The following is a 21,271-nucleotide window of genomic DNA, read 5'->3' as shown; positions in this document are numbered from 1 at the left end:
CCTTAATTCTTGTGCAGGCCAAGCTTGTCGAACAGGATGCGGTTGCGGCGTTCAGCATCCTTGATAAGCTTGTCATACGAGAGGATTTCGATATACCCATTACCCGTTGCCAAGGGGGAGAAATAACCCTCATTGTCGGCAGTGCGGTGGTAACGCCCAAATACTTGGCGATGCAAGGACGGCGTTAGGTCTGCTATGAGGTAGCCGGTGTAGCGCAGGTTGGCGGGATTGATCTGGCGCCCGTCGACGTCCGTAACGCCGCCCTCGGCGATTTCTCGGAACCGCTGGATGACCTGGTCCGCGGGGTCTTTGTTGTAGTCGTCCCGTCCCGGTCGTTTGAACTCAATGATGACAACGCCACCTCCCGGCAAGTTGTCGGGCTCAGAGACTCCGATTGGGGTGTCATAAAAAATCGTGAAGATGTCTGGCTCCTTGCCAGATGTGTCTTCAAGCCCGGCGATACTCTTGAGCTTTTTGTCGGACGTGAGCAGCGTGTGATAGCACAGCCGCTCGTCAATCACCCAAAGGTTCTGTTGCTCGAAGAAAATTTCCTTCGAGGTCATGCCCATGGGGAAGATCATTTTGTGCAAGACCCTTTCAAGCGGGTACTTCTCGTCCGTGCGCTTTTTCTTGAGGCTGTTGTTCACCAAGTCAAGAATCGTTCGACGGTGTGCGATATAGGCAGCGAGCTGTGCCTTGCCGATTTCGTTGGCCTTCTCGGCAATTTCCTGAAACTTCTCTTGGTACTGTTCAAAGGTCTCGGTCTCGAACAAAGCGGCGACATGCTTTGCCTCTTTGCGGATGTCGTCCTCGATGGTGCGCTTCACATGCAGAAGCGCCTCGTCCAGCTTGTCTTCAGACAGGCCTGGCCGAATCTTTTGCTCGATCATCTCTTTGTAGCGAGGGTGCGTGAGCGCCCTGTACTCAGGGGCTTGCTCCACAAACTTCTCGATCTGGGCACGCTTTTCTTCGTTTGTTGACTTCAAGTCGTCCAGGAGCAGCGGTCGCAACGCCCCTGCGACACCCTGGTTCAGGGCGCGTCGGGAGACAAGGGTTTGCTCAAGCTCGGGCTCCTCATCGCTTTGGAAGGCGATGCGCGTGCGCTCTTGGTTGGCATGGTCGTCCAGGTATTCCCCGGTGACCAGCACAATCAAGGTGTACGGCGCTTGGTCTTCGTCAATCAGTTTTTCGGGAAGCTCTGGAAGCAGGTCCCGCAGCTTGCTTGTAGTGACTTCGCGCCCGTTCGCACACAAGTTGAGCTCGTGGCGCGAGCGTCCATCTCGGTGACGATATGCCTGCAAAGCAAATGTATGACCCGAAACCTCGAAGAACTGCTCTTGGATGTGCGCTAGCACTGTTGACTGAAACAGGGCCTGTAAGTCAATCGGAGCGTGTCCGGGAGACTCCAGAGTCATCGGAGGGCAGGAGCGGGCTGCAAACCGAATCAGAAAGTGTGCAATGATGCGTTCAGCGATGGTTTCGGGCTGGGTAGGCCACCCTGCCCGAAACTTGTCATCCATACTCCGCAAAGAGGTATGCGTGCCACATGCCTCTTTGACTTCTGATGTGGCGTCTGCACCTTTCAGTTCATCTTGGATGCTGAAGTCGAACTCGCGCAGCAAGGCCTTACCGTTGCGTTTGAAGACGCTGCGGATGTGTACGGATGAAAAGACCTTCAGGAAGGTGAACCGTCCGACACCTCGACCGCCGACCTTGACCTTTGAAAGCGTGTGCGCCTCTTGAAACGAAGCTAAGTTCTTGTCGTTGAAGCCAATGCCATCATCAATGACATCGAAGCCGTCCACGACCAGAGTCCCGTCCCCAGCTTGATGGGCAAGGTCGTTGGAGGCTACTAGTCGGATGCGAATCGAATGACTGCTGAAGCCGTCCTGATGTTCCTCAATTGCATCGACAGCATTCGAGATAGCCTCGTAAAGAGGCATCATTGCCTTGGCCTGGGAAAGCTCCAGTCGATCTACCAGGCCTTTGATGTTCGCTTGCACTATTGATTCCCTCCCTGACCCTGCTGCGCCAAGGCCGCCATCAAACGGCCTTTCACGGTTCGGCAGTCCGTTTTGTTCTCAAAGACGCTGCGTGCCTGCTTGTTCCACTGTACGCCCTGGACAGAACTCACAAGACGCTCGCAAACAAGATCGACCTCGCGCGAAATCGCTGTCAGTTCATCTTGAGTCAACGACAGCGTTGTCCCGTTCTGCAACTGAAGGCGGATGAAGATGACGTGTAGTACCAACCAGGCGCCGTGAGTGAGAATCTCCCGCGCGGGGAGTGTCCCCGCTGGCAAGCCGGCGGGATCTCCCTCGGCGATGGCACGGGCGCGGACTTTCTCTATGACCATTCGGCCGATTTGGACAATCCGCCACATTTGCTTTGCCGTAAGCGAGTCGGCGAAGAGTCGCTCGTACGACTGACGTAAGGGGTCCGTAGCTGATACCAATCCCACCCGCCCAAACAGTTTCTTTTTGTCGGCCTTGGCGGCGGTCACGTAGTCCTGCCAATCGTTCGTGGTTACGGTGCAAGCCAGAAACGGTGCGAGTTCACGTGCGCTAAAGCAGGTTGATGATAGCGGCGGATCGTCCTCCCCCTGCCTGACCAGATAGGTGACGCCAGCCATCTGCAAGGTCTGCTGCCACATAGTCTGCCGCTCATCAAGAGCGGCAAAGTCTTCTAGCTCTACGGCATTCTGGCGGTTGCGCGATTGGGTTACTTGATCACCAAAGCCATCAGGCGCGTTCTCAAGGCATACGAAAGTCGCCATGACTGCGGTGGGATGAGCATCGTAGTGGGCCAGTGGCTCGCGGGCGATCGCACCAACCGTCTGCGCACCGTTGATGATGGACAAGCCTCGAATGCGAAATGTCCCAGTCTGCCGATGCGGGTCGCGGGGATGCTGTTCTGTTATGGAGTCGCAGAGGAAGGTAACGCCATTATTGAAGTAGAAGAAGTGATGTGCTTCTTTTCGTAGTGTCTCGGTCAGCCCTACATTGACGGTGGTCGTGCCCTTAAACCGGCGAATGTTCCGATCTACTAGATATTCTTCGTGTGCCGCCCAAAGCTCGGCGAGCCGTTTGCCGTCCATGCGCCCGTAGAATGCTCGGTAGGGCTCTTGCGTGTGGCCGAAGTCTTTCAATTCGACTTCGGCTTCTATGGGCTGTGCCGAAACTCCGTCCAGATGCAGGTCGTGCAGGGTAGTGAGCCCATAAGCATGACACCGAAGAAAGCCCGGATTCGTGCCATTGAACGCGCGCTCCAAGTCGGCAAAGATGTCGCGCCGATCATCGGACACCGCCGTGCCGGAATAGGCCAACACGACTTTGATCCTGCAGACACCGCTGTTCAAGGCATTGGTGATTGCAGCTTGGCGGTTCTGCAGGGCGCCGTTGAAGCGGTGCCAGTGACCTTGCAGAAGGTCGGTTACGCCATCCCGAAACTTGGATACATCACCGAGTTCGGGCTCACCGGTGCCCGACTCTTTGTACTTGGATTGGACCAGCCAGATCGTTTGATCCGTTGAAATGAATACCGAATCGATACCATGATCCTGGCCACCATCGATGCTGGCGGCCACGGCCTCATCCAGACTGGCTCCAGCGTCTTCATGCAGGACGAATGCAGCGATTGCCTTGGATAGGTAGTTGCTTCGCCGCGACTCTGGGGTGTTTCCCGTTCCTACGATTCGGTTCGCGTAGTCCGCATCAAGTTTTTGGCACAGCAGATCGAGTTCGAGGGGGCGAGCGATAACTGTTGCCATCAGACTAGCTCCCACTCAACAGTGAACAGTGTGCGCTCCTCGACCTGCTGTTGGAGTTGCACCTCAAGCTGGCTGATCAAGTGATTGCGCTGCGCTTCGACTTCGTCCTGCCGGGCGAACAGCTCGCGGCGTAGCTTGCTGCGGTTGCCTTCCAGTTCTCGCTGCTTCTTCTGCCATGACAGCTTTTCTTCCAGCGTTGGCGAGGTCGCGGCGGTTCGGCGCACCTCCTTGATCTCGCGGTCGATCTCCTTGATTTCCTGCTCTAGACCGAGCTTCAGGTCGTCCGCCCAGGCATCCAGCTTCTGGACTTCCTGTTCGAAGTAGCCGAGGTTGCGCTCGTTGACGTCGCGCAGTAGTGCGGTCTTGCGTGCTTCCACATCGGCCAGCAGGGTGGCGTCAGGAGCGTTGAGCAGACTGGCTGCCTGCGTGGTCGCGGGCAGTCGCAGCAGTTTTTCCGGGTCTTCTTCCGCTAGCACTACGCCGTCGGTCGTGCCCGCGGCAACCAGCAAATGTTGCTCCTGGTTGCCGAGTGTCTCGACCGAGATCAGCTTCACGATGAGCCATCCGGCCTTGCCGCGATAGGCTTCAAGCGTACTGATCTTTGAACCGTAGGCGTTGTAGTCGAAGACGAGACGAGCTTTGTCGAGTGCCCGAGCCTTGGCCTGCTCAATGCTCCATCGCGCCAGCGGATGGTTGATGCGGTATAGATGCGCGTCGCCGGAGCGGCGGGGCAATTCGTAGCGTCCCAGCTCGATGCCCACTAGGTCGCTATGCTCGATTCCAGTCGGTATGCGGCGGAGATCGAAGCCGTCATCATCGAACGCGGCGCAATGGACCAGTTCGGCGCGGGTCAAGTCCATCAGCATCCGCTCGAAGCGGTTGCGTGCGTTGCGGCTGTCGTCGGCCCGCATGCGCAGCTTCTCCTGCACCTCCTCATCGAAGTTCTCAAGCAATACCTGGCGCGTCTTGACCATCGCCTCGTTGATCTCGCCAGAGAGGTCGAGCTGGAGTTGCTCGAAGCTGGACTTGATTTCCTCGGGCTCTCGGCAGTTCTGGTAGATCTCGGCGATACGCCGCTCGAAATCGACGCCGGAGCCGATGGCACCCAGCACTTCGTCGCTCGCCCCAAACACGCCCTCGAACAGTTGAAACTTCTGCGACAGCAGCTCATACACTCGTGCATCGGCTTCATTGCTGCGGTCGACGAAGTTAACCACCACCACGTCGTGCTTTTGACCGTAGCGGTGGCAGCGCCCAATGCGCTGCTCGATGCGCTGCGGGTTCCACGGCAGGTCGTAGTTGATGACGAGTGAGCAGAACTGGAGGTTGACGCCTTCTGCCCCGGCCTCGGTGGCAATCATGACCTTGCCGCGCTCCTTGAAGTGCTCGACCAGTGCCGCACGGGTGTCGGCGGCCTTGGAGCCGGTGATGTGGTCGGTGCCTTGGTGGCGCTTCAGCCAGTCCTTGTAGATCGCCTGCGCACGCTGGTCGCTATTGGTGCCGTTGAAAAGCACGATGCCGTCGCCGTATGGCGTATCAGCCAGTAAGTCGAGGAGGTATTCCTGCGTGCGCTTGGACTCGGTGAAGATGATGGCCTTCCGGGCCGCGCCCAACCGATCCAGTTCGGCGAAGGCGCGATCCAGCGCGGTGAGCAGCGCCTTGCCCTTGGCGTTGTCACGGATGTTGGTTGCCAGCGTTTTGAAGTGGCGCAGCTCCTCGATTTCCTGCGCGATGGCATCGCGTTCCATGAGGCTCGATGCTGCGACATCTGAGTCTTGGCCGCTCCACTCATCGGCGGTTTCGTCGAGCGACTCGTAATCCTCGTCGAGTTCATCGGCCAGATCGGGAGCCTCGGTGGCTTCGTCGAGCACACCCTGGAGGCGCTTGGCCATCGTCTCCAACGCGCCCGCAATCGCGTGCGTGCTGGAGGCGAGCAGTTTCCACAGCACAAGCGAAATCAGCTGGCGCTGCCCCTCGGGTAGGGCCTTGAGGTTGGGGCGGCGCAGGTAATCGGCGACGCGCTTGGAAAGTTCCTGCTCTTCGCTCGACGGGGTGAACTCCTCGACGATGGCCTTGCGCGCTGTGTATGACACGTAGGGCTGAACTTGTTTGCGCAGGGTGCGCTTGCAGATGGGGGCCAGCCGGTCACGCAGACTGTTGAAAGATTGCTCTCTACCGGTGAATTGTGAGCGGAAGCTATCAAGGTCACCGAACACGCGGTCATCGATAAAGCTGACCAACCCATAGAGTTCGAGTAATGAGTTCTGCAACGGCGTCGCGGTCAGGAGCACCTTGGAGTGAACGCCCGACAGCGCGTCCTTGAGGGTCTTGGCGATTACGTTGCTGGTCTTGTAGACGTTGCGCAGGCGGTGGGCTTCGTCGAGGACGACCAAGTCCCATTCAATACTTTTAACATCGTCAGCCTTCGCCTTCGCGAACTGATAGGAGCAGATGATTGGGCCGGTGGTGAACTGGAACGGGTTCCGCTGCTCCTGCTTGCGGATTGCATTGTAGCTTCTGGCTTCGAGGATCAGCCCTTGCAGGCCGAACTTGTCCTGCATCTCCTGGTGCCATTGCTTGCGCAGGTTTGCCGGAACGATGATGAGGATCTTCCGCCGCCGTTCGGCCCAGCGTTGGGAAAGAACCAAGCCGGCTTCAATGGTCTTCCCTAGACCAACCTCGTCGGCGAGGATCACGCCGCGTGAGAGGGGATTGCGGCAAGCGAAGAGCGCGGCCTCAACCTGGTGGGGATTCAGATCGACCTGCGAATCAACCAAAGTCGAAGCCAGCGACTCCACGGAGTCGCCCGCTGCACGCCTGGTTAGCAGCCAGGCGAAGTACTGGCTCTGGTGCGGCGTCAGAAGTTGCTGGGTCGTCAACGGCGATCCTCCCTCGTCCTTCCCCGAGCGTGATTTGCCGGCTGGCATGGTCCTGCTCACTCGGTTTTCGGCTTCGTTTTGTTGATGCTTTCGGCAATCCAGCAATCCAGGTCTGAGCGGCGAAAGCGCCAGGTGCCTCCGAGCTTGAACGCCGGAATTTCTCCTTTCTGGGCAAGGCGGTAGACTGTCCGTTTCCCGGCTTTTAGGTAGGCCGCGACCTCCTCAAGCGTGAGGATCTCGCTCTCGACTTCGCTCATCTGAAAACCATCTGGTTTGGTCTTTCGTGACTTGGAATTGCCAAGTTTGCTCAATTCTACCAAAGGGTGGAAGGCGCTAGCTAACAAGAAATCTACTAGACATTGCGCGAGCATCGGCTGGCGTGACCAATAACGGTCACGCCATAGTTCCCACTCCCAGCAGCGCAAAGCGAGTGCGTGCCACAGCATCGTGCCATCCGCATCAACGAATGGCACGATGGGGCGGACCAATCGCGGCACATCCGCATGGCCTTCGCTGGTCGTGTAGCCCCACCATCGCCGGCGCGGCCTCGCCTCGGAGCGTGAGCGGTTCGCTGCGCTCACGCGCCAGCTCGACCGGCCCGCTGGGTGACTTGTTCGAGGACACCACGGTGATGCGCCTGTCGTTGCGTTGGGGGGCGGTATTGGCGGAGATAGGCCGCACCCAGGGCAAGTGGCACACACGCCAGCTGCGCACCGGCGGCGGGCCTTGCATCGCTTGCGATAGCGATCCAACCGGTTGGTCTCTTGGAGCTTGGAGTTTGACTTATTGTCTTCCCCAACAAGAAGACCCCGGCCAAGGCCGGGGTCGCATGGTTGCTTCTTACGTGAGGTTGGCGGCGTATCAGGCCGGTTTGGCGACCGCCAGCCCGCGCTGCTCTTCCCGCAGCCCCTTGACCAGGCAGTAAGCCATGCCCAGCAGTACCAGGGTGAAGGGCAGCCCGGTGGCCACGGCGCCGGCCTGCAGGGCGCCCAGTGCGGTGCTGCCGCCGCCGTAGAGCAGGATACCGGCGATCACGCCTTCCAGAACCGCCCAGAACACGCGCTGGCCGCGGGGCGCATCGGTCTTGCCACCGGCGGTGATGTTGTCGATCACCAGCGAGCCGGAATCCGACGAGGTGATGAAGAAGATCAGCACCAGCAGGATCGCCAGACTGGAGGTCAGGGTGGTCAACGGCAGGTGCTCGAGCATCTGGAACATCGCCAGCGAGACGTCGCTGATGCCGTCGGCCAGGGCGCCCACACCGGCCGCCGACTGAGTCAGGGCGGTGCCGCCGAAGGCGCTCATCCACACCAGCGTGACCAGGGTCGGCACCAGCAGCACGGCGATCAGGAACTCACGTACCGTACGCCCGCGGGAGACCCGCGCGATGAACATGCCGACGAAGGGCGACCAGGAGATCCACCAGGCCCAGTAGAACACGGTCCAGCCGTGGTACCAGGTGGTGTCGTCGCGACCGATCCAGTTGGAGAGCGGCACGACGTGGCTGACGTAGGCGAAGGTGGTGTGCCACAGGTTGTTGACGAACAGCAGCACGCCGCCGGTCACCAGCACGAAGGTGAGCAGGCCCAGGGCGAGCATCATGTTGATCTTGGAGAACAGCTTCACGCCGCCGTCGATGCCGCGCCACACCGAGAACAGTGCCACGGCGGTGACCACCACGATGATCGCCAGTTGGGTGCCGATGGTATTGGGCACGCCCCACAGGTAGTTGAGGCCGCCGGCCGCCTGGGAGGCACCGAAGCCCAGTGAAGTGGCCAGACCGAAGATGGTGGCCAGTACCGCGACGATGTCGATGATGTGGCCGAACCAGCCGCGTACCCGCTCACCGAGGATCGGCGTGAAGGCCGAGCGCAGAGTCAGCGGCAGGCCGCGATTGTAGGCGAAGAAGGCCAGCGACAGCCCCACCACGCCGTAGATCGCCCAGGGGTGCAGGCCCCAGTGGAACATGGTGGCGCCGATGGCCGCGCTGGCGCCGGCCGGGGAGTGCGCTTCGGCGTTGAGCGGGGTGCCGTACCAGTCGGTGTAGTAAGCCACCGGTTCGGCCACGCTCCAGAACATCAGGCCGATGCCCATACCCGCGGCGAACAGCATGGCGAACCAGGAGGTGGTCGAGTACTCCGGGCGGGCCTGACTGCCGCCCAGGCGGATGCGCCCCAGCGGCAGGACGATCAGCGTCAGGCACAACAGCACGAAGAGGTTGCCGGCAATCATGAACAGCCAGTCGAAGTGCTCGATGGAGAAGCCACGGGCCGCAGTGAGATGGCTGTTGGCGGCATCGGGATAGATCAGGGCGTAGAGGATGAAGGCCAGGATGGCCAGGGCCGAGAGTGGGAACACGGGATGGTGGAAGTCCATCCCCAGCACCTGGGCGTTGTCCTGCCCGGGTTTGAGGATTGGCACATCGTCATGCTTCATGGGGATTCCTCGCATGTTGTTGTTGGCATCCGCAAGCGCCGTGCGCTCCCGGGCGAATCATTGTTGGGCCAGGGCGGCGAGGGGTATGTCGTGAAAGCGACCTCCAGCTATCCGTTGGCTCATTGCCGCGGCGACGTGTCTCGCGCAGGCAAGTGGAGGTCTCTGTGGGGCAAGTGCCACTTGGTGGAGGGCATAGGCTGAAGCGGCGGAATGTGCCGCCCCATGACAACAACGCACTGGAGCCAGCCATGAGCCAAGCCAACCGAGGAGTCGTCTACAAGGGCCCGGGTAAGGTCGATGTCGAATCCATCCCCTATCCGGAACTCGCCCTTGGCAATCGCAAGTGCGACCACGGCGTGATCCTGAAGGTGGTCACCACCAATATCTGCGGCAGCGACCAGCACATGGTGCGCGGTCGTACCACCGCGCCCTCCGGCCTGGTGCTGGGTCACGAGATCACTGGCCTGGTGGTCGAGTGCGGGCGCGACGTCGAATTCATCAAGCCGGGCGACCTGGTCTCGGTGCCCTTCAACATCGCCTGCGGGCGCTGCCGTAACTGCAAGGAAGGCCGCACCGGGATCTGTCTCAACGTCAACCCGGCGCGCCCCGGTGCCGCCTATGGCTATGTCGACATGGGCGGCTGGGTCGGTGGCCAGACGGAATACGTCATGGTGCCCTACGCCGACTTCAACCTGCTGAAGTTCCCCGACACCGACCAGGCCATGGAAAAGATCCGTGACCTGACCCTGCTCTCGGACATCTTCCCCACCGGCTTTCACGGCTGCGTGACGGCCGGCGTCGGTCCGGGCAGCACCGTCTATATCGCCGGAGCCGGCCCGGTGGGCCTGGCGGCGGCGGTCTCGGCTCAGCTGCTTGGTGCGGCCTGTGTGATCGTCGGCGACATGATCGAGGAACGCCTGGCCCAGGCGCGCAGCTTCGGCTGTGAAACCATCGACCTGACCCAGGACGGCGACATGGCCGACAAGCTCGAGGCGATCCTCGGCGAGCGCGAAGTCGATGCCTTCGTCGACTGCGTCGGCTTCGAGGCCCATGCCTGTGGCTGCAACCACGGCAAGGAAGCGCCGGCCACCGTGCTCAACTCGGCGATGCAGATGACCCGTGCCGGCGGCCAGATCGGCATCCCGGGCCTCTACGTGACCGAGGATCCGGGTGCCGTGGACGACGCCGCCAAGCAGGGTGCACTGAGCATGCGCTTCGGCCTCGGCTGGGCCAAGTCTCACTCCTTCCATACCGGCCAGTGCCCGGTAATGAAGTATCACCGCCCGCTGATGCAGGCGATCCTGTTCGAGAAGGTCAAGATCGCCGACGCGGTCAACGTGCAGATAATCTCGCTCGATCAGGCACCACAGGGCTATGCCGATTTCGACGGTGGTGCGGCCAAGAAATTCGTCATCGATCCCCACGGCAGCGTAGCTGCGTAAGTAAGCTTGGTGACGTAAGGAGTAACCCGAGCTGGCCGACGCCGCACCTTGTAAGCGGCGCGACCAGCCATTTTCGTTATTCGACCCATGCGCAGCGTGGCCGCCTGACGGCCGAGCGGGTAATCTAGAGGAGCGAACGACGGTAGCGGGAGGTGGAGAGATGATGTACGCCGACTTGATCGATGCGGAGGACTTCCGTCAGCGCCTGGTGGCGCTGGGCATCGACCTGCCTGCCGATGCCGACCCCGACACCTGCGCCCGGCTTGTCGCCCAGCGGCAGGCCGAGTCGGAGGTGCCCGGTCTGGAGGCGCTGGTCGCCGAGCTGGAGGCGCAGACCGGCGTCATGCTGCCCGAGGTGCGCGAAGCGCTGGTGAATCATCTGCGGCCAATCGCGGGTTAGCCATCGGCACGCGCCCGCAACACTGTCGGCTTTTGTTCGAACCCGAGTGAAACAAATCGCCCCCGGCCTTGGCCGGGGGCGATTTCTTTCACATCACGAGGAGTAGGTGGGGCCTAGCCCTTCACCACCTGCAGGTGAGGGGCGCTGTGGCCCAGGTTCTCCTGCATCCGCTCGCTGTACCAGTCGATGAAGTCGATCACGCCGAACTCGTAGGTCTCGGAGTAGGGGCCCGGCTGGTAAGCCTTGGAGTTGATGCCGCGCTGGTTCTCCTCGGCCAGGCGCTTGTCCTGGGCGTTGGTGGCGTCCCATACCCGGCGCATCTCCTCGGGCTTGTAGTCGACGCCCTCCACGGCATCCTTGTGCACCAGCCACTTGGTGGTCACCAGGGTCTCCTGCGGGCCCAGCGGCAGCACGCGGAACACGATGGCGTGGTCACCCATGAAGTGGTTCCAGGAGTTGGGCAGGTGCAGGATGCGCAGCGAGCCCATGTCGGGGCTGGTCAGGCGGCCCATCAGCTTGCTGCAGGCCGGCTTGCCGTCCATGGTCATCGAGACCACGCCATCCAGCAGCGGGGTGCGGGTCAACCGGTTGCGCTTGCCGAAGCGCTTGAGCTGCCAGGGGATCTGCTGCTCGTCCCAGTCCGACTGCTTCTGCGCCACCAATGCCTTGTAGGCGGGCGTGGCACGGGGATCGTCGGTGTCGTCGAACTCCTGCAGCGAGTTGAGCAGCTCAGGGTGGGAACCGTTGCAGTGATAGCACTCGCGATTGTTCTCGAGTACCAGCTTCCAGTTGGCCTGCTCGACGATGTTCGACTCCACGGCGACCTTGAGGTTGCCCATCTCGTAGGGTTCGAGATAGTGCTCCAGAGTGAGCAGGAAATCGTCGAGGGCGGGCGGCTGCTCGGCCAGGCTGATGAAGATGAAACCGCCGCCGGTGCGCACGTGGATCGGCTTGAGGCCATAGGCGGAAAGGTCGAAGTTCTCGCCCATGTCGCTGCCGGCGAACAGCAGGCGGCCGTCGAGCTCGTAGGTCCACTGATGGTAGGGGCAGACCAGCTTGGCCACCTTGCCCTTGTCGCTGACGCACAGCCGTGAGCCGCGGTGACGGCAGACGTTATGGAAAGCATGGATGGAACCGCCGTCGCCGCGTACCAGGATCACCGGGTTGTCGCCGACCTGCAGGGTCATGTAATTGCCCTTGGCGGGAATCTCGCAGGTCATGCCGGCGAACAGCCACTCCTTGCCGAAGATTTCCTGCATGTCCAGGGCGAACAGGCGGGCATCGTTGTAGAACGCCTGGGGCAGCGAGAAGTTGCGCTCGCGCTCGGCGAGCATCGCGACGACGGCTTCACGCGCCGGGTCCAGGGGATCGTCCAGAGTGGTGGGTGAGATCGGATCCATGGAGAGACATCCTCATTGCTGGCCGCGGTGGCGGCATCGGTCGAATTGTTGGTTTTCGCCAGGGAGCGGCATGGTAATTGTCTTGGGTGCCGAGTACGAATACGGCGAGTGTGGATCAGCCTCAGGTCGTTCAGTTGTCTGCTGACGACCCGAAAGCGTTCAGTCGCGACCAGTGGGTGCAGAAAAATCCCCCCAAGTGGAAGCCAGGGGTACGTTCGTGTCGCAGTCAGGCAAGTCGAGGGCTTGCCGGCTGACGCAGAATTCGATCAACGGCAGGCGGTGTTCCGCAGTCGGAGCCTTCCACGCTGATCAATGCCAGGCGACTCGACATGACCATGAACTTTCTCAACCCCGTCACGACCCAGACCTGGACCAACGGCCGCCACATGGTGCGTTGCGTCAAGGTGATCCAGGAAACCTGGGACGTTCGTACCTTCTGCTTCATGGCCGAGCAGCCGGTGCTGTTCTTCTTCAAGCCGGGGCAGTTCGTGACCCTGGAGCTGGAGATCGAAGGCGAACCGATCATGCGCTCCTACACCATCTCCAGCTCGCCGTCGATTCCCTACAGTTTCTCGATCACCGTCAAGCGGGTGCCTGGCGGCAGGGTGTCGAACTGGCTACACGACAACCTGAAGGTCGGCGACGAACTGGCGGTGCATGGCCCGGTGGGCAATTTCAATTCGATCGATTTTCCTGCCGACAAGGTGCTGTTCCTCTCCGGCGGCGTGGGTATCACACCGCTGATGTCGATGACACGCTGGTTCTTCGACACGAACGCCAACGTCGACGTCGAGTTCATCCACAGTGCACGTGCCCCCCGCGATGTCATCTACCATCGCGAGCTGGTGCACATGTTCTCGCGGATTCCTGAATTCAAGCTGCATATCGTCTGCGAGAAAAAGGACGACGTCGGCGAGGCCTGGGCCGGCTATCGCGGGTATTTGACCCAGCCGATGCTCGAGCTGATGGCGCCCGACTACCTCGAGCGGGAGATCTTCTGTTGCGGCCCTACGCCGTACATGAACGCGATCAAGCGCATTCTGCGCGATAACGGCTTCGACATGAGCCGCTACCATGAGGAATCCTTCGGCGCCACGCCGCTCGATGTGCGCGAGGAGGTGCTGGAGCTGGCCGAGCAAGCCGAGGCCGAGGCCGAGGAGATCGATTACGCCGACATGCTCAGCGTCGAGTTCGTCGGCTCGGGCAAGAGCGTACGCATTCAGCCGGGCGAGACGGTGCATGCCGCGGCGGCCAAGCTGGGGCTGCACATTCCCAAGGCTTGCGGTATGGGAATCTGCGGCACCTGCCGGGTGGGGCTCAAGTCAGGTGAAGTGGACATGGAGCACAACGGCGGCATCACCGACGAGGACGTGGCAGAGGGCTACATCCTCTCCTGCTGCAGCAAGCCCCGGGGCAACGTGGTGGTCGACTACTGACGACGGCAACGGCGAGGCTCAGCCGTGCTGGGCCTCGCCAAACAGCTCGTCGACGCCGCACACCTCGCCGCAGCGGTCCAGCGAATAGCCGGGAAGCTCGCGGACGGCCGCCTGGAACGGTTGGCTGCGGATCATCTCGAGCAGGTGCACGACGCTGGGGTCGGCCAGACTCCGGCGCTGACACAGCAGCAGGTAGTGCTCGGTGGCCAGCGGCAGGAAATCCAGGCCGAACTGGCGCGCAGCGGCCTCGACGCCGAAGCCGACGTCGGCCATGCCGGCGGCGATGTAGGCGGCCACGGCGGAGTGGGTGTACTCCTCCAGTTCGAAGCCGCGGATACGCTGTGACGAGAGGCCAGCCTCCCGCAGCAGGATGTCGAGCAGTGCCCGGGTGCCGGAGGCCTGCTGGCGGTTGATGAAGCGTACGTCTTCGCGCACCAGATCGGCCAGGCCGGTCAGGCCCCTGGGATTGCCCGGCGCGAGCATCAGCCCCTGACAGCGGGTGATGAAGCGAATGATGCTGTGACTGCGTGGCCGCAGCTGACGGCGGTAGCCCTGCATCAGCGGGCCCCGGGTCGCCGAGGTCGGCATGTGGTAGCCGGCCACGTCGCAGGCGCCTCGATTCAGCGCTGACAGCGCCTCCTGGGGGCTGCAGTACTGCAGATCGAGCTGAAAGTCGCTTGCGAACCTGGGCAGTAGCGCCACTGCATAGCCGTGGCTGGCGTGCATGCGCAGCACCGGTTCGACACCCTCGAACAGCTGCTGCAGCTCGAGATTGAGCTCCGAGCCGAGGCTCTCCAGCTGCGGTCCGAGCCGGGCGGCCACCCGCTGGCGTGCCCACAGCAGCTTGTCGCCCAGCGGGGTGAGCCGTGCGCCACGGCCCTTCTGCATCTCCACCAGGGCAGCACCGAAGAAGGTGGCCCATTTATTCAGCAGGTTCCAGGCATGGCGGTAGGAGATACCGGCCTCGGCAGCAGCCTCGGTCAGCTTGCCGCTGCGATGGATGCCCTGCAGCAGCCCGAACAGCTGCGGATCCAGGCGGTTGCCGGCCTCGTCGGTGAAGGACCAGGCAGGTTCGATTTTAATGCGTTTCATATGATGTGTTTTTCATATTTCGTAACCCAAGCAGGACTGCTACCTTCACAAATACGCACTATCAATGATGCTACGGGCACCTTATCCAATATATGCACTGTAGTACATAAACAAGTGGTACATAACTAGACCGTAACCAGCAGCTCCGAACGTACCGACGCAAGACGCCAGAAGATGCGCTCCATACGTTCGCCTCGAGGCCAGGCCATGCTCAATAGCCCATTCCCTTCATGGACGCCCCAACTGATTCAGGACGAGATCGACGCCCTGAAGCACAAGCCCGGCGCTCTGCTCCCCATCCTGCACGCGATTCAGGACCGCTGCGGCTACGTGCCGCGCGAGGCGGTGCCGCTCATCGCCGAATCGCTGCAGCTCACCCGGGCCGAGGTGCACGGCGTGATCAGTTTCTACCATCATTTCCGCACCACGCCGCCGGGGCGCCACGTGGTGCAGATCTGTCGCGCCGAGGCGTGCCAGGCGCGGGGCTCACGGGCGCTGGAAATGCACGCGCGGGACACCCTGGGGATCGACTACCACCAGACCACCGCCGACCGCGAGATCACGCTGGAGCCGGTCTACTGCCTGGGCAACTGCGCCTGCGGTCCGTCGCTGCGCGTCGACGATCGCATCCTGGCCCGGGTCACCCCCGAGCGCTTCGACCGGCTGGTCGATGAACTGACCACCCAAGTGCTGAAGGTGAGCTGATGACCACGAGACTCTTCGTTCCCCGCGAGACCACCGCGCTGGCGCTGGGCGCCGACGAGGTCGCCCAGCGCATCGAGGCCGAGGCCGAGGCCCGTGGCGTCGAGATCGAACTGGTGCGCAACGGCTCCCGCGGGCTGTTCTGGCTGGAGCCGCTGGTCGAGGTCGAGACCGCCGCCGGGCGCATCGCCTACGGGCCGGTGGCCCCCGAGGACGTGGCCGGGCTGTTCGAGGCCGGTTTGCTCACAGGCGACGAGGCATCGTCGCTGTGCCAGGGGCCGGCCGAGGAAATTCCCTATCTTCAGGCCCAGCAGCGTCTGACCTTTTCGCGCATCGGCGTCACCGACCCGCTGTCGCTGGAGGACTATTGCGCCCACGACGGCTTCCGCGGCCTGCGCCGGGCGCTTGGCCTCGCTCCCCAGGCCATCGTCGACGAGGTCAAGACCTCCGGTCTGCGCGGTCGCGGCGGGGCGGCGTTCCCCACCGGCATCAAGTGGCAGACCGTGCTCGACGCCCCCGCCGCGCAGAAGTACATCGTCTGCAACGCCGACGAGGGCGACTCCGGCACCTTCGCCGACCGCCTGGTGATGGAGTGCGATCCCTATCTGCTGATCGAGGGCATGGCCATCGCCGGCCTCGCCGTTGGCGCCACCCAAGGCTACGTCTACCTGCGCTCGGAGTATCCGCTGGCCCAGGAGATCTTCAATGAGGCCATCGCCCGCGCCGAGGCTGCCGGCTATCTCGGTGGCGACATCCTCGGCAGCGGCCGGACGTTCCACCTCGAGGTGCGTCTGGGGGCCGGCGCCTACATCTGCGGCGAAGAGACCTCGCTGCTCGAAAGCCTCGAAGGCAAGCGCGGCATGGTGCGCTTCAAGCCGCCGCTGCCGGCCATCGAAGGCCTGTTCGGTCAGCCCACCGTGGTCAACAACGTGCTGTCGCTGGCGGCGGTGCCCTTCATTCTCAGCGACGGCGGGCAGGCGTACGCCGACTACGGCATGGGCCGTTCGCGGGGCACCCTGGCGCTGCAACTGGCCGGCAACGTCCAGCGCGGCGGGCTGGTGGAGCTCGCCTTCGGCACCACTCTGCGCCAGTTGATGGAGGCGTTCGGCGGCGGCACCTTCAGCGGACGACCGCTGCGTGCGGTGCAGGTGGGCGGCCCGCTGGGCGCCTATCTGCCCGACAGCCAGTGGGACCTGCCGCTCGACTACGAGGCCTTCGCCGAGGTCGGCGCGGTACTCGGCCACGGCGGCGTGGTGATGTTCGACGACACGGTGGACATGGCCGAGCAGGCGCGCTTCGCCATGGAGTTCTGCACGGTGGAGTCGTGCGGCAAGTGCACCCCTTGCCGCATCGGATCGGTGCGCGGCGTCGAGGTGATCGACCGCATCCGTGCCGGTGAGCGTCGCGAGGCCAATCTCGTACTGCTCGCCGACCTGTGCGAGACCATGGTGGACGGCTCACTCTGTGCCATGGGCGGCATGACGCCGTTCCCCGTGCAGAGCGTGATGAAACACTTTCCCGACGATCTGCAGCGCGACGCGCAGCCGCATTGAGCGGGAGGAGGCCCGATATGTTGAACTATTACGATCCCAAGCAGACGTCCGTTCCCCAGCACTTCTTGCCGGAGCGCGACTACGGCACCCCGGCGCGGCTCTCCGAGACGCTGGTCAGCCTCGAGATCGACGGCGTCGCGATCACCGTGCCCGAAGGCACCTCGGTGCTGCGCGCAGCGGCGCTGGCCGACATCAACATTCCCAAGCTGTGCGCCTCGGACAACCTCGAGGCGTTCGGCTCCTGCCGCCTGTGCGCGGTGCAGATCGAGGGCAGGCGCGGCCTGCCGGCCTCCTGCACCACGCCGGTTGCGGCCGGCATGAAGGTGACCACCCAGAACGCGCGTCTGGCCAAGCTGCGGCGCAACGTGATGGAGCTCTACATCTCCGATCACCCTCTGGACTGCCTGACCTGCCCGGCCAACGGCAACTGCGAACTGCAGGACATGGCCGGTGCGGTGGGGCTGCGCGAGGTGCGCTACGGCTTCGACGGTGAGAATCACCTGGACGCCGAAACCGACGACTCCAACCCCTACTTCAGCTTCGACCCCAGCAAGTGCATCGTCTGCTCGCGCTGCGTGCGCGCCTGTGAAGAGGTACAGGGCACCTTCGCCCTGACCATCGAGGGGCGTGGCTTCGAGTCCAAGGTCGCCGCCGGCCAGAGCGAGGCGTTCATGGATTCCGAGTGCGTCTCCTGCGGCGCCTGCGTGCAGGCCTGCCCGACCTCGACGCTGATGGAAAAATCGGTGATCGAGCAGGGCCAGCCGGAGCACAGCGTGGTGACCACCTGCGCCTACTGCGGCGTGGGCTGCTCGTTCAAGGCCGAGATGCAGGGCGACCGGGTGGTGCGCATGGTGCCGTACAAGGGCGGCGACGCCAACCACGGCCACTCTTGCGTCAAGGGTCGCTTCGCCTTCGGCTACGCCACCCACCCCGACCGCCTGAAGACGCCGATGATTCGCGAGTCGATCGACCAGCCCTGGCGCGAGGTGAGCTGGGAGGAGGCGATTGCCTTCGCCGCGCAGCGGCTCAAGGCGATCCAGGCCAAGTACGGCCGCGAAAGCATCGGCGGCATTACCTCGTCGCGCTGCACCAACGAGGAGACCTACCTGGTGCAGAAGCTGGTGCGTGCGGCCTTCCGCAACAACAACACCGACACCTGTGCCCGGGTGTGTCACTCGCCCACCGGCTACGGCCTCAAGACGACGCTGGGCGAGTCCGCCGGCACCCAGACCTTCGACTCGGTGATGAAAGCCGACGTGATCGTGGTCATCGGCGCCAACCCCACCGACGCCCACCCGGTGTTCGCCTCACAGATGCGCCGCCGCCTGCGCCAGGGCGCCGAGCTGATCGTCGTCGACCCGCGCCGCATCGACCTGCTCAAGACGCCGCACCATCGCGGTGCCCAGCACCTCGCCCTGCGCCCCGGCACCAACGTGGCGATGATCAACGCCATGGCTCACGTGGTGATGAGCGAAGGGCTCGAGGACCGCGAGTTCATCGCCAAGCGCTGCGACGCGGCGGGCTATCAGGCCTGGCGCGAGTTCATCCTCGACCCGCGCCATGCGCCGGAGAACGTCGAGGCGATCACCGGGGTGCCCGCCGAGCAGGTGCGCCGCGCCGCGCGCACCTATGCCCAGGCGCCCAACGGCGCGATCTACTACGGCCTCGGCGTCACCGAGCACAGCCAGGGCTCGAGCATGGTGATGGGCATCGCCAACCTGGCCATGGCCACCGGCAACATCGGCCGCGAAGGGGTGGGCGTCAACCCGCTGCGCGGGCAGAACAACGTCCAGGGCTCCTGCGACATGGGCTCCTTCCCCCACGAGCTGCCGGGCTACCAGCACGTCGGCGACCCCGCCGTGCGTGAGCGCTTCGAGGCGGCCTGGGGTGTGCCCATCGACGACGAGCCGGGGCTGCGCATCCCCAACATGTTCGATGCCGCCGTGGCCGGCGAATTCAAGGCCCTCTACGTGCAGGGCGAGGACATCGCCCAGTCCGACCCCAATACCCAGCACGTCGAGCAGGCGCTGCGCTCGCTGGAGTGCCTGATCGTGCAGGACATCTTCCTCAACGAGACGGCCAAGTTCGCCCACGTGCTGCTGCCGGGCTCCTCGTTCCTGGAGAAGGACGGCACCTTCACCAACGCCGAGCGCCGTATCAACCGGGTGCGCAAGGTGATGCCGCCGCTGGCCGGCAAGCAGGACTGGGAAGTGACCGTGGATCTGGCCAATGCGCTGGGCTATCCCATGCATTACGACCATCCGTCGCAGATCATGGACGAGATCGCCGGCCTCACGCCGAGCTTCACCGGGGTCAGCTACGCGCGGCTCGATGAGTTGGGCAGCATCCAGTGGCCGTGCAACGAGGTCCACCCCAAGGGCACCCCGACCATGCACATCGAGAATTTCCCCATCGGCCTCGGCCAGTTCGCCATCACCGACTACGTGGCGAGCGACGAGCTCAGCAACCGCCGCTTCCCGCTGCTGCTGACGACCGGGCGTATCCTCTCCCAGTACAACGTCGGCGCCCAGACCCGGCGTACCCACAACCAGGCCTGGCACGACGAGGACGTGCTCGAACTGCACCCCGCCGATGCCGAGCTGCGCGGCGTGCGCGACGGCGACTGGGTCGGTATCACCAGCCGTGCCGGCCAGACGGTGCTGCGCGCGCGGATCAGCGACCGCATGCCGCCGGGGGTGGTCTACACTACCTTCCACCATCCGGGCAGCGGGGCCAACGTGATCACCACCGACAGCTCCGACTGGGCAACCAACTGTCCGGAGTACAAGGTGACCGCCGTACAGGTCGAGAAGGTCAGCCAGCCGTCCGCCTGGCAGCGCCAGTTCCAGACCTTCGACCGGCTGCAGCTCGAGCTGCTGCGCGGTGGGAACAAAGACGAAGCGGGCGAGGCTCTCAGCGGAGCGCGTGAATGAGTGACGACCACAGCCGCTGCCGGGTTCCGGTGGACGTGCGTCGGGCCGGCAGCGCCGAGCGGCTGGAGGACAGCGTCGCCGTGGAGACGGCGGTGGCGCTGGTCTACAACGGCATCTCACATGCCGTGATGATGGCCACGCCGGACGATCTCGACGACTTCGCCCTCGGCTTCAGCCTCACCGAGGGCATCCTGCACACGCCGGATGAGCTCTACGGCATCGAGGTGCGGGAGGAGTCCGCAGGGATCGCCGTGCATCTGGAGATCGCCACTCAGCGCTTCATGGAGCTCAAGCAGCGCCGCCGCAGTCTGGCCGGTCGTACCGGCTGTGGGCTGTGCGGCACCGAGTCGCTGGAGCAGGCGATCCGTCCCATCGGCCGGGTGGCAGCGCCGGCCGTTGACGACGCTGCCATTCAGCAGGCACTGGAGGCGCTGAAGTGGCACCAGCCGCTGCAGCGCGAAACCGGCGCCACCCACGGCGCCGCCTGGTGCGACCTCGGCGGGCAGATCCAACTGGCACGCGAGGACGTCGGTCGCCACAACGCCCTGGACAAGCTGATCGGCGCCATGCTGAGTCGTCGTCTATCGGTGGGGGACGGCTTTGCGCTGGTCTCCAGCCGGGCCAGCTACGAGATGGTGCAGAAGTGCGCCAGCGCGGGCATCGGCTGCCTCGTCGCCGTATCGGCTCCCACCTCGCTCGCCATCGAGCAGGCGCGCCAGGCTGGCCTGCTGCTGGTCGGCTTCGCCCGCACGGGGCGCCACGTCATTTATCATCAGCCGGTACGCGAAGCCGTGCCGGTCGTTCAAGCCAGCGGAGGTTGAAGTCGCCATGAGCCGCAGTCAGCTCGATACCCTGATCCACATGGCGAATCAGATCGCCGCCAACAATGCCCACTACGGCGATGTCGCCGCCGAGCGCGTGTATACCCACCTGAAGAAGTTCTGGGCGCGCAGCATGAAGCGCCAGATCGTCGACTATCTCCAACAGGACGGCAGCGAGCTGTCGCCCCTGGCCCGGCAGGCCATCGAGCGGCTGGCACAGAGCCAGAGCGAGACGCATTCGGCGAGCGCCTGACGCCCGATACCAGTCTTTCACGCGCTTTTTCAACGAAAGGAGGCGAGCCCCTCTTTTGCCTTAGCGTGCCTATGGTATATTCGGCCCATGCGTCTCATGGTTCGGTTGGCGACCTTGTTCCCAGCCCCATGTGACGAGATCCCCTCGAAGGGAGG

15 protein-coding genes are annotated in these 21,271 nt (G+C 63.2%); 8 read left to right on the top strand and 7 right to left on the bottom strand.

The window, feature by feature from the left end:
- Nucleotides 1-2: 2 nt before the first annotated feature.
- The 5 genes from B8115_RS00930 to B8115_RS00910 all read right to left on the bottom strand — a co-directional run bounded on the left by B8115_RS00930 (nucleotide 3) and on the right by B8115_RS00910 (nucleotide 9,084).
- Complete coding sequence (locus tag B8115_RS00930) at nucleotides 3-2,003, bottom strand: ATP-binding protein (RefSeq protein WP_010625852.1); 2,001 nt, start codon at nucleotides 2,001-2,003, stop codon at nucleotides 3-5.
- Entirely contained in the window at nucleotides 2,003-3,769 is a 1,767-nt protein-coding gene (locus B8115_RS00925) for an AIPR family protein (RefSeq protein WP_010625851.1), read from the bottom strand. Before B8115_RS00925 ends, B8115_RS00930 begins: the two co-directional genes overlap by 1 nt.
- Nucleotides 3,769-6,648: an SNF2-related protein gene (locus tag B8115_RS00920; RefSeq protein WP_010625850.1), complete on the bottom strand. Its 2,880-nt coding sequence runs from the start codon at nucleotides 6,646-6,648 to the stop codon at nucleotides 3,769-3,771. Before B8115_RS00920 ends, B8115_RS00925 begins: the two co-directional genes overlap by 1 nt.
- 56 nt (nucleotides 6,649-6,704) lie before the next feature.
- A complete protein-coding gene (locus B8115_RS00915; protein ID WP_010625849.1) occupies nucleotides 6,705-6,905 on the bottom strand; it encodes a helix-turn-helix domain-containing protein in 201 nt (66 codons plus the stop codon).
- Nucleotides 6,906-7,509: 604 nt separating this feature from the next.
- The gene (locus B8115_RS00910) at nucleotides 7,510-9,084 is read right to left on the bottom strand and encodes a BCCT family transporter (protein WP_010625848.1); all 1,575 of its coding nucleotides are present in this window, start codon (nucleotides 9,082-9,084) and stop codon (nucleotides 7,510-7,512) included.
- Nucleotides 9,085-9,332: 248 nt separating this feature from the next.
- On the opposite strand from B8115_RS00910, the gene fdhA reads away from it, so the two are divergent.
- Entirely contained in the window at nucleotides 9,333-10,526 is a 1,194-nt protein-coding gene (gene fdhA, locus B8115_RS00905) for a formaldehyde dehydrogenase, glutathione-independent (RefSeq protein WP_010625847.1), read from the top strand.
- Nucleotides 10,527-10,686: 160 nt separating this feature from the next.
- Entirely contained in the window at nucleotides 10,687-10,926 is a 240-nt protein-coding gene (locus B8115_RS00900) for a hypothetical protein (protein ID WP_010625846.1), read from the top strand.
- Between the two features lie 113 nt (nucleotides 10,927-11,039).
- On the opposite strand, the gene B8115_RS00895 is transcribed toward B8115_RS00900, so the two are convergent.
- Nucleotides 11,040-12,326: an SRPBCC family protein gene (locus tag B8115_RS00895; RefSeq protein ID WP_010625845.1), complete on the bottom strand. Its 1,287-nt coding sequence runs from the start codon at nucleotides 12,324-12,326 to the stop codon at nucleotides 11,040-11,042.
- 329 nt (nucleotides 12,327-12,655) lie between these two features.
- On the opposite strand from B8115_RS00895, the gene B8115_RS00890 reads away from it, so the two are divergent.
- Nucleotides 12,656-13,762, top strand: a complete 1,107-nt coding sequence (locus tag B8115_RS00890; RefSeq protein WP_010625844.1) for a hybrid-cluster NAD(P)-dependent oxidoreductase — start codon at nucleotides 12,656-12,658, stop codon at nucleotides 13,760-13,762.
- 18 nt (nucleotides 13,763-13,780) lie between these two features.
- Here the strand turns inward: B8115_RS00890 and B8115_RS00885 are convergent, their stop codons facing one another.
- Entirely contained in the window at nucleotides 13,781-14,854 is a 1,074-nt protein-coding gene (locus B8115_RS00885; RefSeq protein WP_010625843.1) for a substrate-binding domain-containing protein, read from the bottom strand.
- Between the two features lie 207 nt (nucleotides 14,855-15,061).
- Between B8115_RS00885 and B8115_RS00880 the strand changes: the two genes are divergently transcribed.
- The 5 genes from B8115_RS00880 to B8115_RS00860 are packed head-to-tail and all read left to right on the top strand — an operon-like array spanning nucleotide 15,062 to nucleotide 21,116.
- Nucleotides 15,062-15,559, top strand: a complete 498-nt coding sequence (locus B8115_RS00880; protein ID WP_010625842.1) for a formate dehydrogenase subunit gamma — start codon at nucleotides 15,062-15,064, stop codon at nucleotides 15,557-15,559.
- The gene (locus tag B8115_RS00875) at nucleotides 15,559-17,109 is read left to right on the top strand and encodes an NADH-quinone oxidoreductase subunit NuoF (RefSeq protein ID WP_010625841.1); all 1,551 of its coding nucleotides are present in this window, start codon (nucleotides 15,559-15,561) and stop codon (nucleotides 17,107-17,109) included. Before B8115_RS00880 ends, B8115_RS00875 begins: the two co-directional genes overlap by 1 nt.
- 17 nt (nucleotides 17,110-17,126) lie before the next feature.
- The gene (gene fdhF, locus B8115_RS00870; RefSeq protein ID WP_010625840.1) at nucleotides 17,127-20,042 is read left to right on the top strand and encodes a formate dehydrogenase subunit alpha; all 2,916 of its coding nucleotides are present in this window, start codon (nucleotides 17,127-17,129) and stop codon (nucleotides 20,040-20,042) included.
- On the top strand, nucleotides 20,039-20,863 hold the full coding sequence (gene fdhD, locus B8115_RS00865; protein ID WP_010625839.1) for a formate dehydrogenase accessory sulfurtransferase FdhD: 825 nt from the start codon (nucleotides 20,039-20,041) through the stop codon (nucleotides 20,861-20,863). Before fdhF ends, fdhD begins: the two co-directional genes overlap by 4 nt.
- A gap of 7 nt (nucleotides 20,864-20,870) precedes the next feature.
- Nucleotides 20,871-21,116: a formate dehydrogenase subunit delta gene (locus B8115_RS00860; RefSeq protein WP_010625838.1), complete on the top strand. Its 246-nt coding sequence runs from the start codon at nucleotides 20,871-20,873 to the stop codon at nucleotides 21,114-21,116.
- Nucleotides 21,117-21,271: the final 155 nt, after the last annotated feature.

Source organism: Halomonas sp. KM-1, from assembly GCF_000246875.1.
Classification (GTDB): domain Bacteria; phylum Pseudomonadota; class Gammaproteobacteria; order Pseudomonadales; family Halomonadaceae; genus Halomonas; species Halomonas aerodenitrificans.
The sequence above is the reverse complement of the archived record's forward strand: the minus strand, read 5'-3'. Positions and strand labels throughout refer to the sequence as shown.

What these genes read in the sequence shown, in the direction of transcription:
- B8115_RS00925 (WP_010625851.1), bottom strand. Translation starts at nt 3,769, where the DNA reads ATGGCAACAGTTATCGCTCGCCCCCTCGAACTCGATCTGCTGTGCCAA.
- B8115_RS00915 (WP_010625849.1), bottom strand. Translation starts at nt 6,905, where the DNA reads ATGAGCGAAGTCGAGAGCGAGATCCTCACGCTTGAGGAGGTCGCGGCC.
- B8115_RS00910 (WP_010625848.1), bottom strand. Translation starts at nt 9,084, where the DNA reads ATGAAGCATGACGATGTGCCAATCCTCAAACCCGGGCAGGACAACGCC.
- fdhA (WP_010625847.1), top strand. Translation starts at nt 9,333, where the DNA reads ATGAGCCAAGCCAACCGAGGAGTCGTCTACAAGGGCCCGGGTAAGGTC.
- B8115_RS00900 (WP_010625846.1), top strand. Translation starts at nt 10,687, where the DNA reads ATGATGTACGCCGACTTGATCGATGCGGAGGACTTCCGTCAGCGCCTG.
- B8115_RS00895 (WP_010625845.1), bottom strand. Translation starts at nt 12,326, where the DNA reads ATGGATCCGATCTCACCCACCACTCTGGACGATCCCCTGGACCCGGCG.
- B8115_RS00890 (WP_010625844.1), top strand. Translation starts at nt 12,656, where the DNA reads ATGACCATGAACTTTCTCAACCCCGTCACGACCCAGACCTGGACCAAC.
- B8115_RS00885 (WP_010625843.1), bottom strand. Translation starts at nt 14,854, where the DNA reads ATGAAACGCATTAAAATCGAACCTGCCTGGTCCTTCACCGACGAGGCC.
- B8115_RS00880 (WP_010625842.1), top strand. Translation starts at nt 15,062, where the DNA reads ATGCTCAATAGCCCATTCCCTTCATGGACGCCCCAACTGATTCAGGAC.
- B8115_RS00875 (WP_010625841.1), top strand. Translation starts at nt 15,559, where the DNA reads ATGACCACGAGACTCTTCGTTCCCCGCGAGACCACCGCGCTGGCGCTG.
- fdhF (WP_010625840.1), top strand. Translation starts at nt 17,127, where the DNA reads ATGTTGAACTATTACGATCCCAAGCAGACGTCCGTTCCCCAGCACTTC.
- fdhD (WP_010625839.1), top strand. Translation starts at nt 20,039, where the DNA reads ATGAGTGACGACCACAGCCGCTGCCGGGTTCCGGTGGACGTGCGTCGG.
- B8115_RS00860 (WP_010625838.1), top strand. Translation starts at nt 20,871, where the DNA reads ATGAGCCGCAGTCAGCTCGATACCCTGATCCACATGGCGAATCAGATC.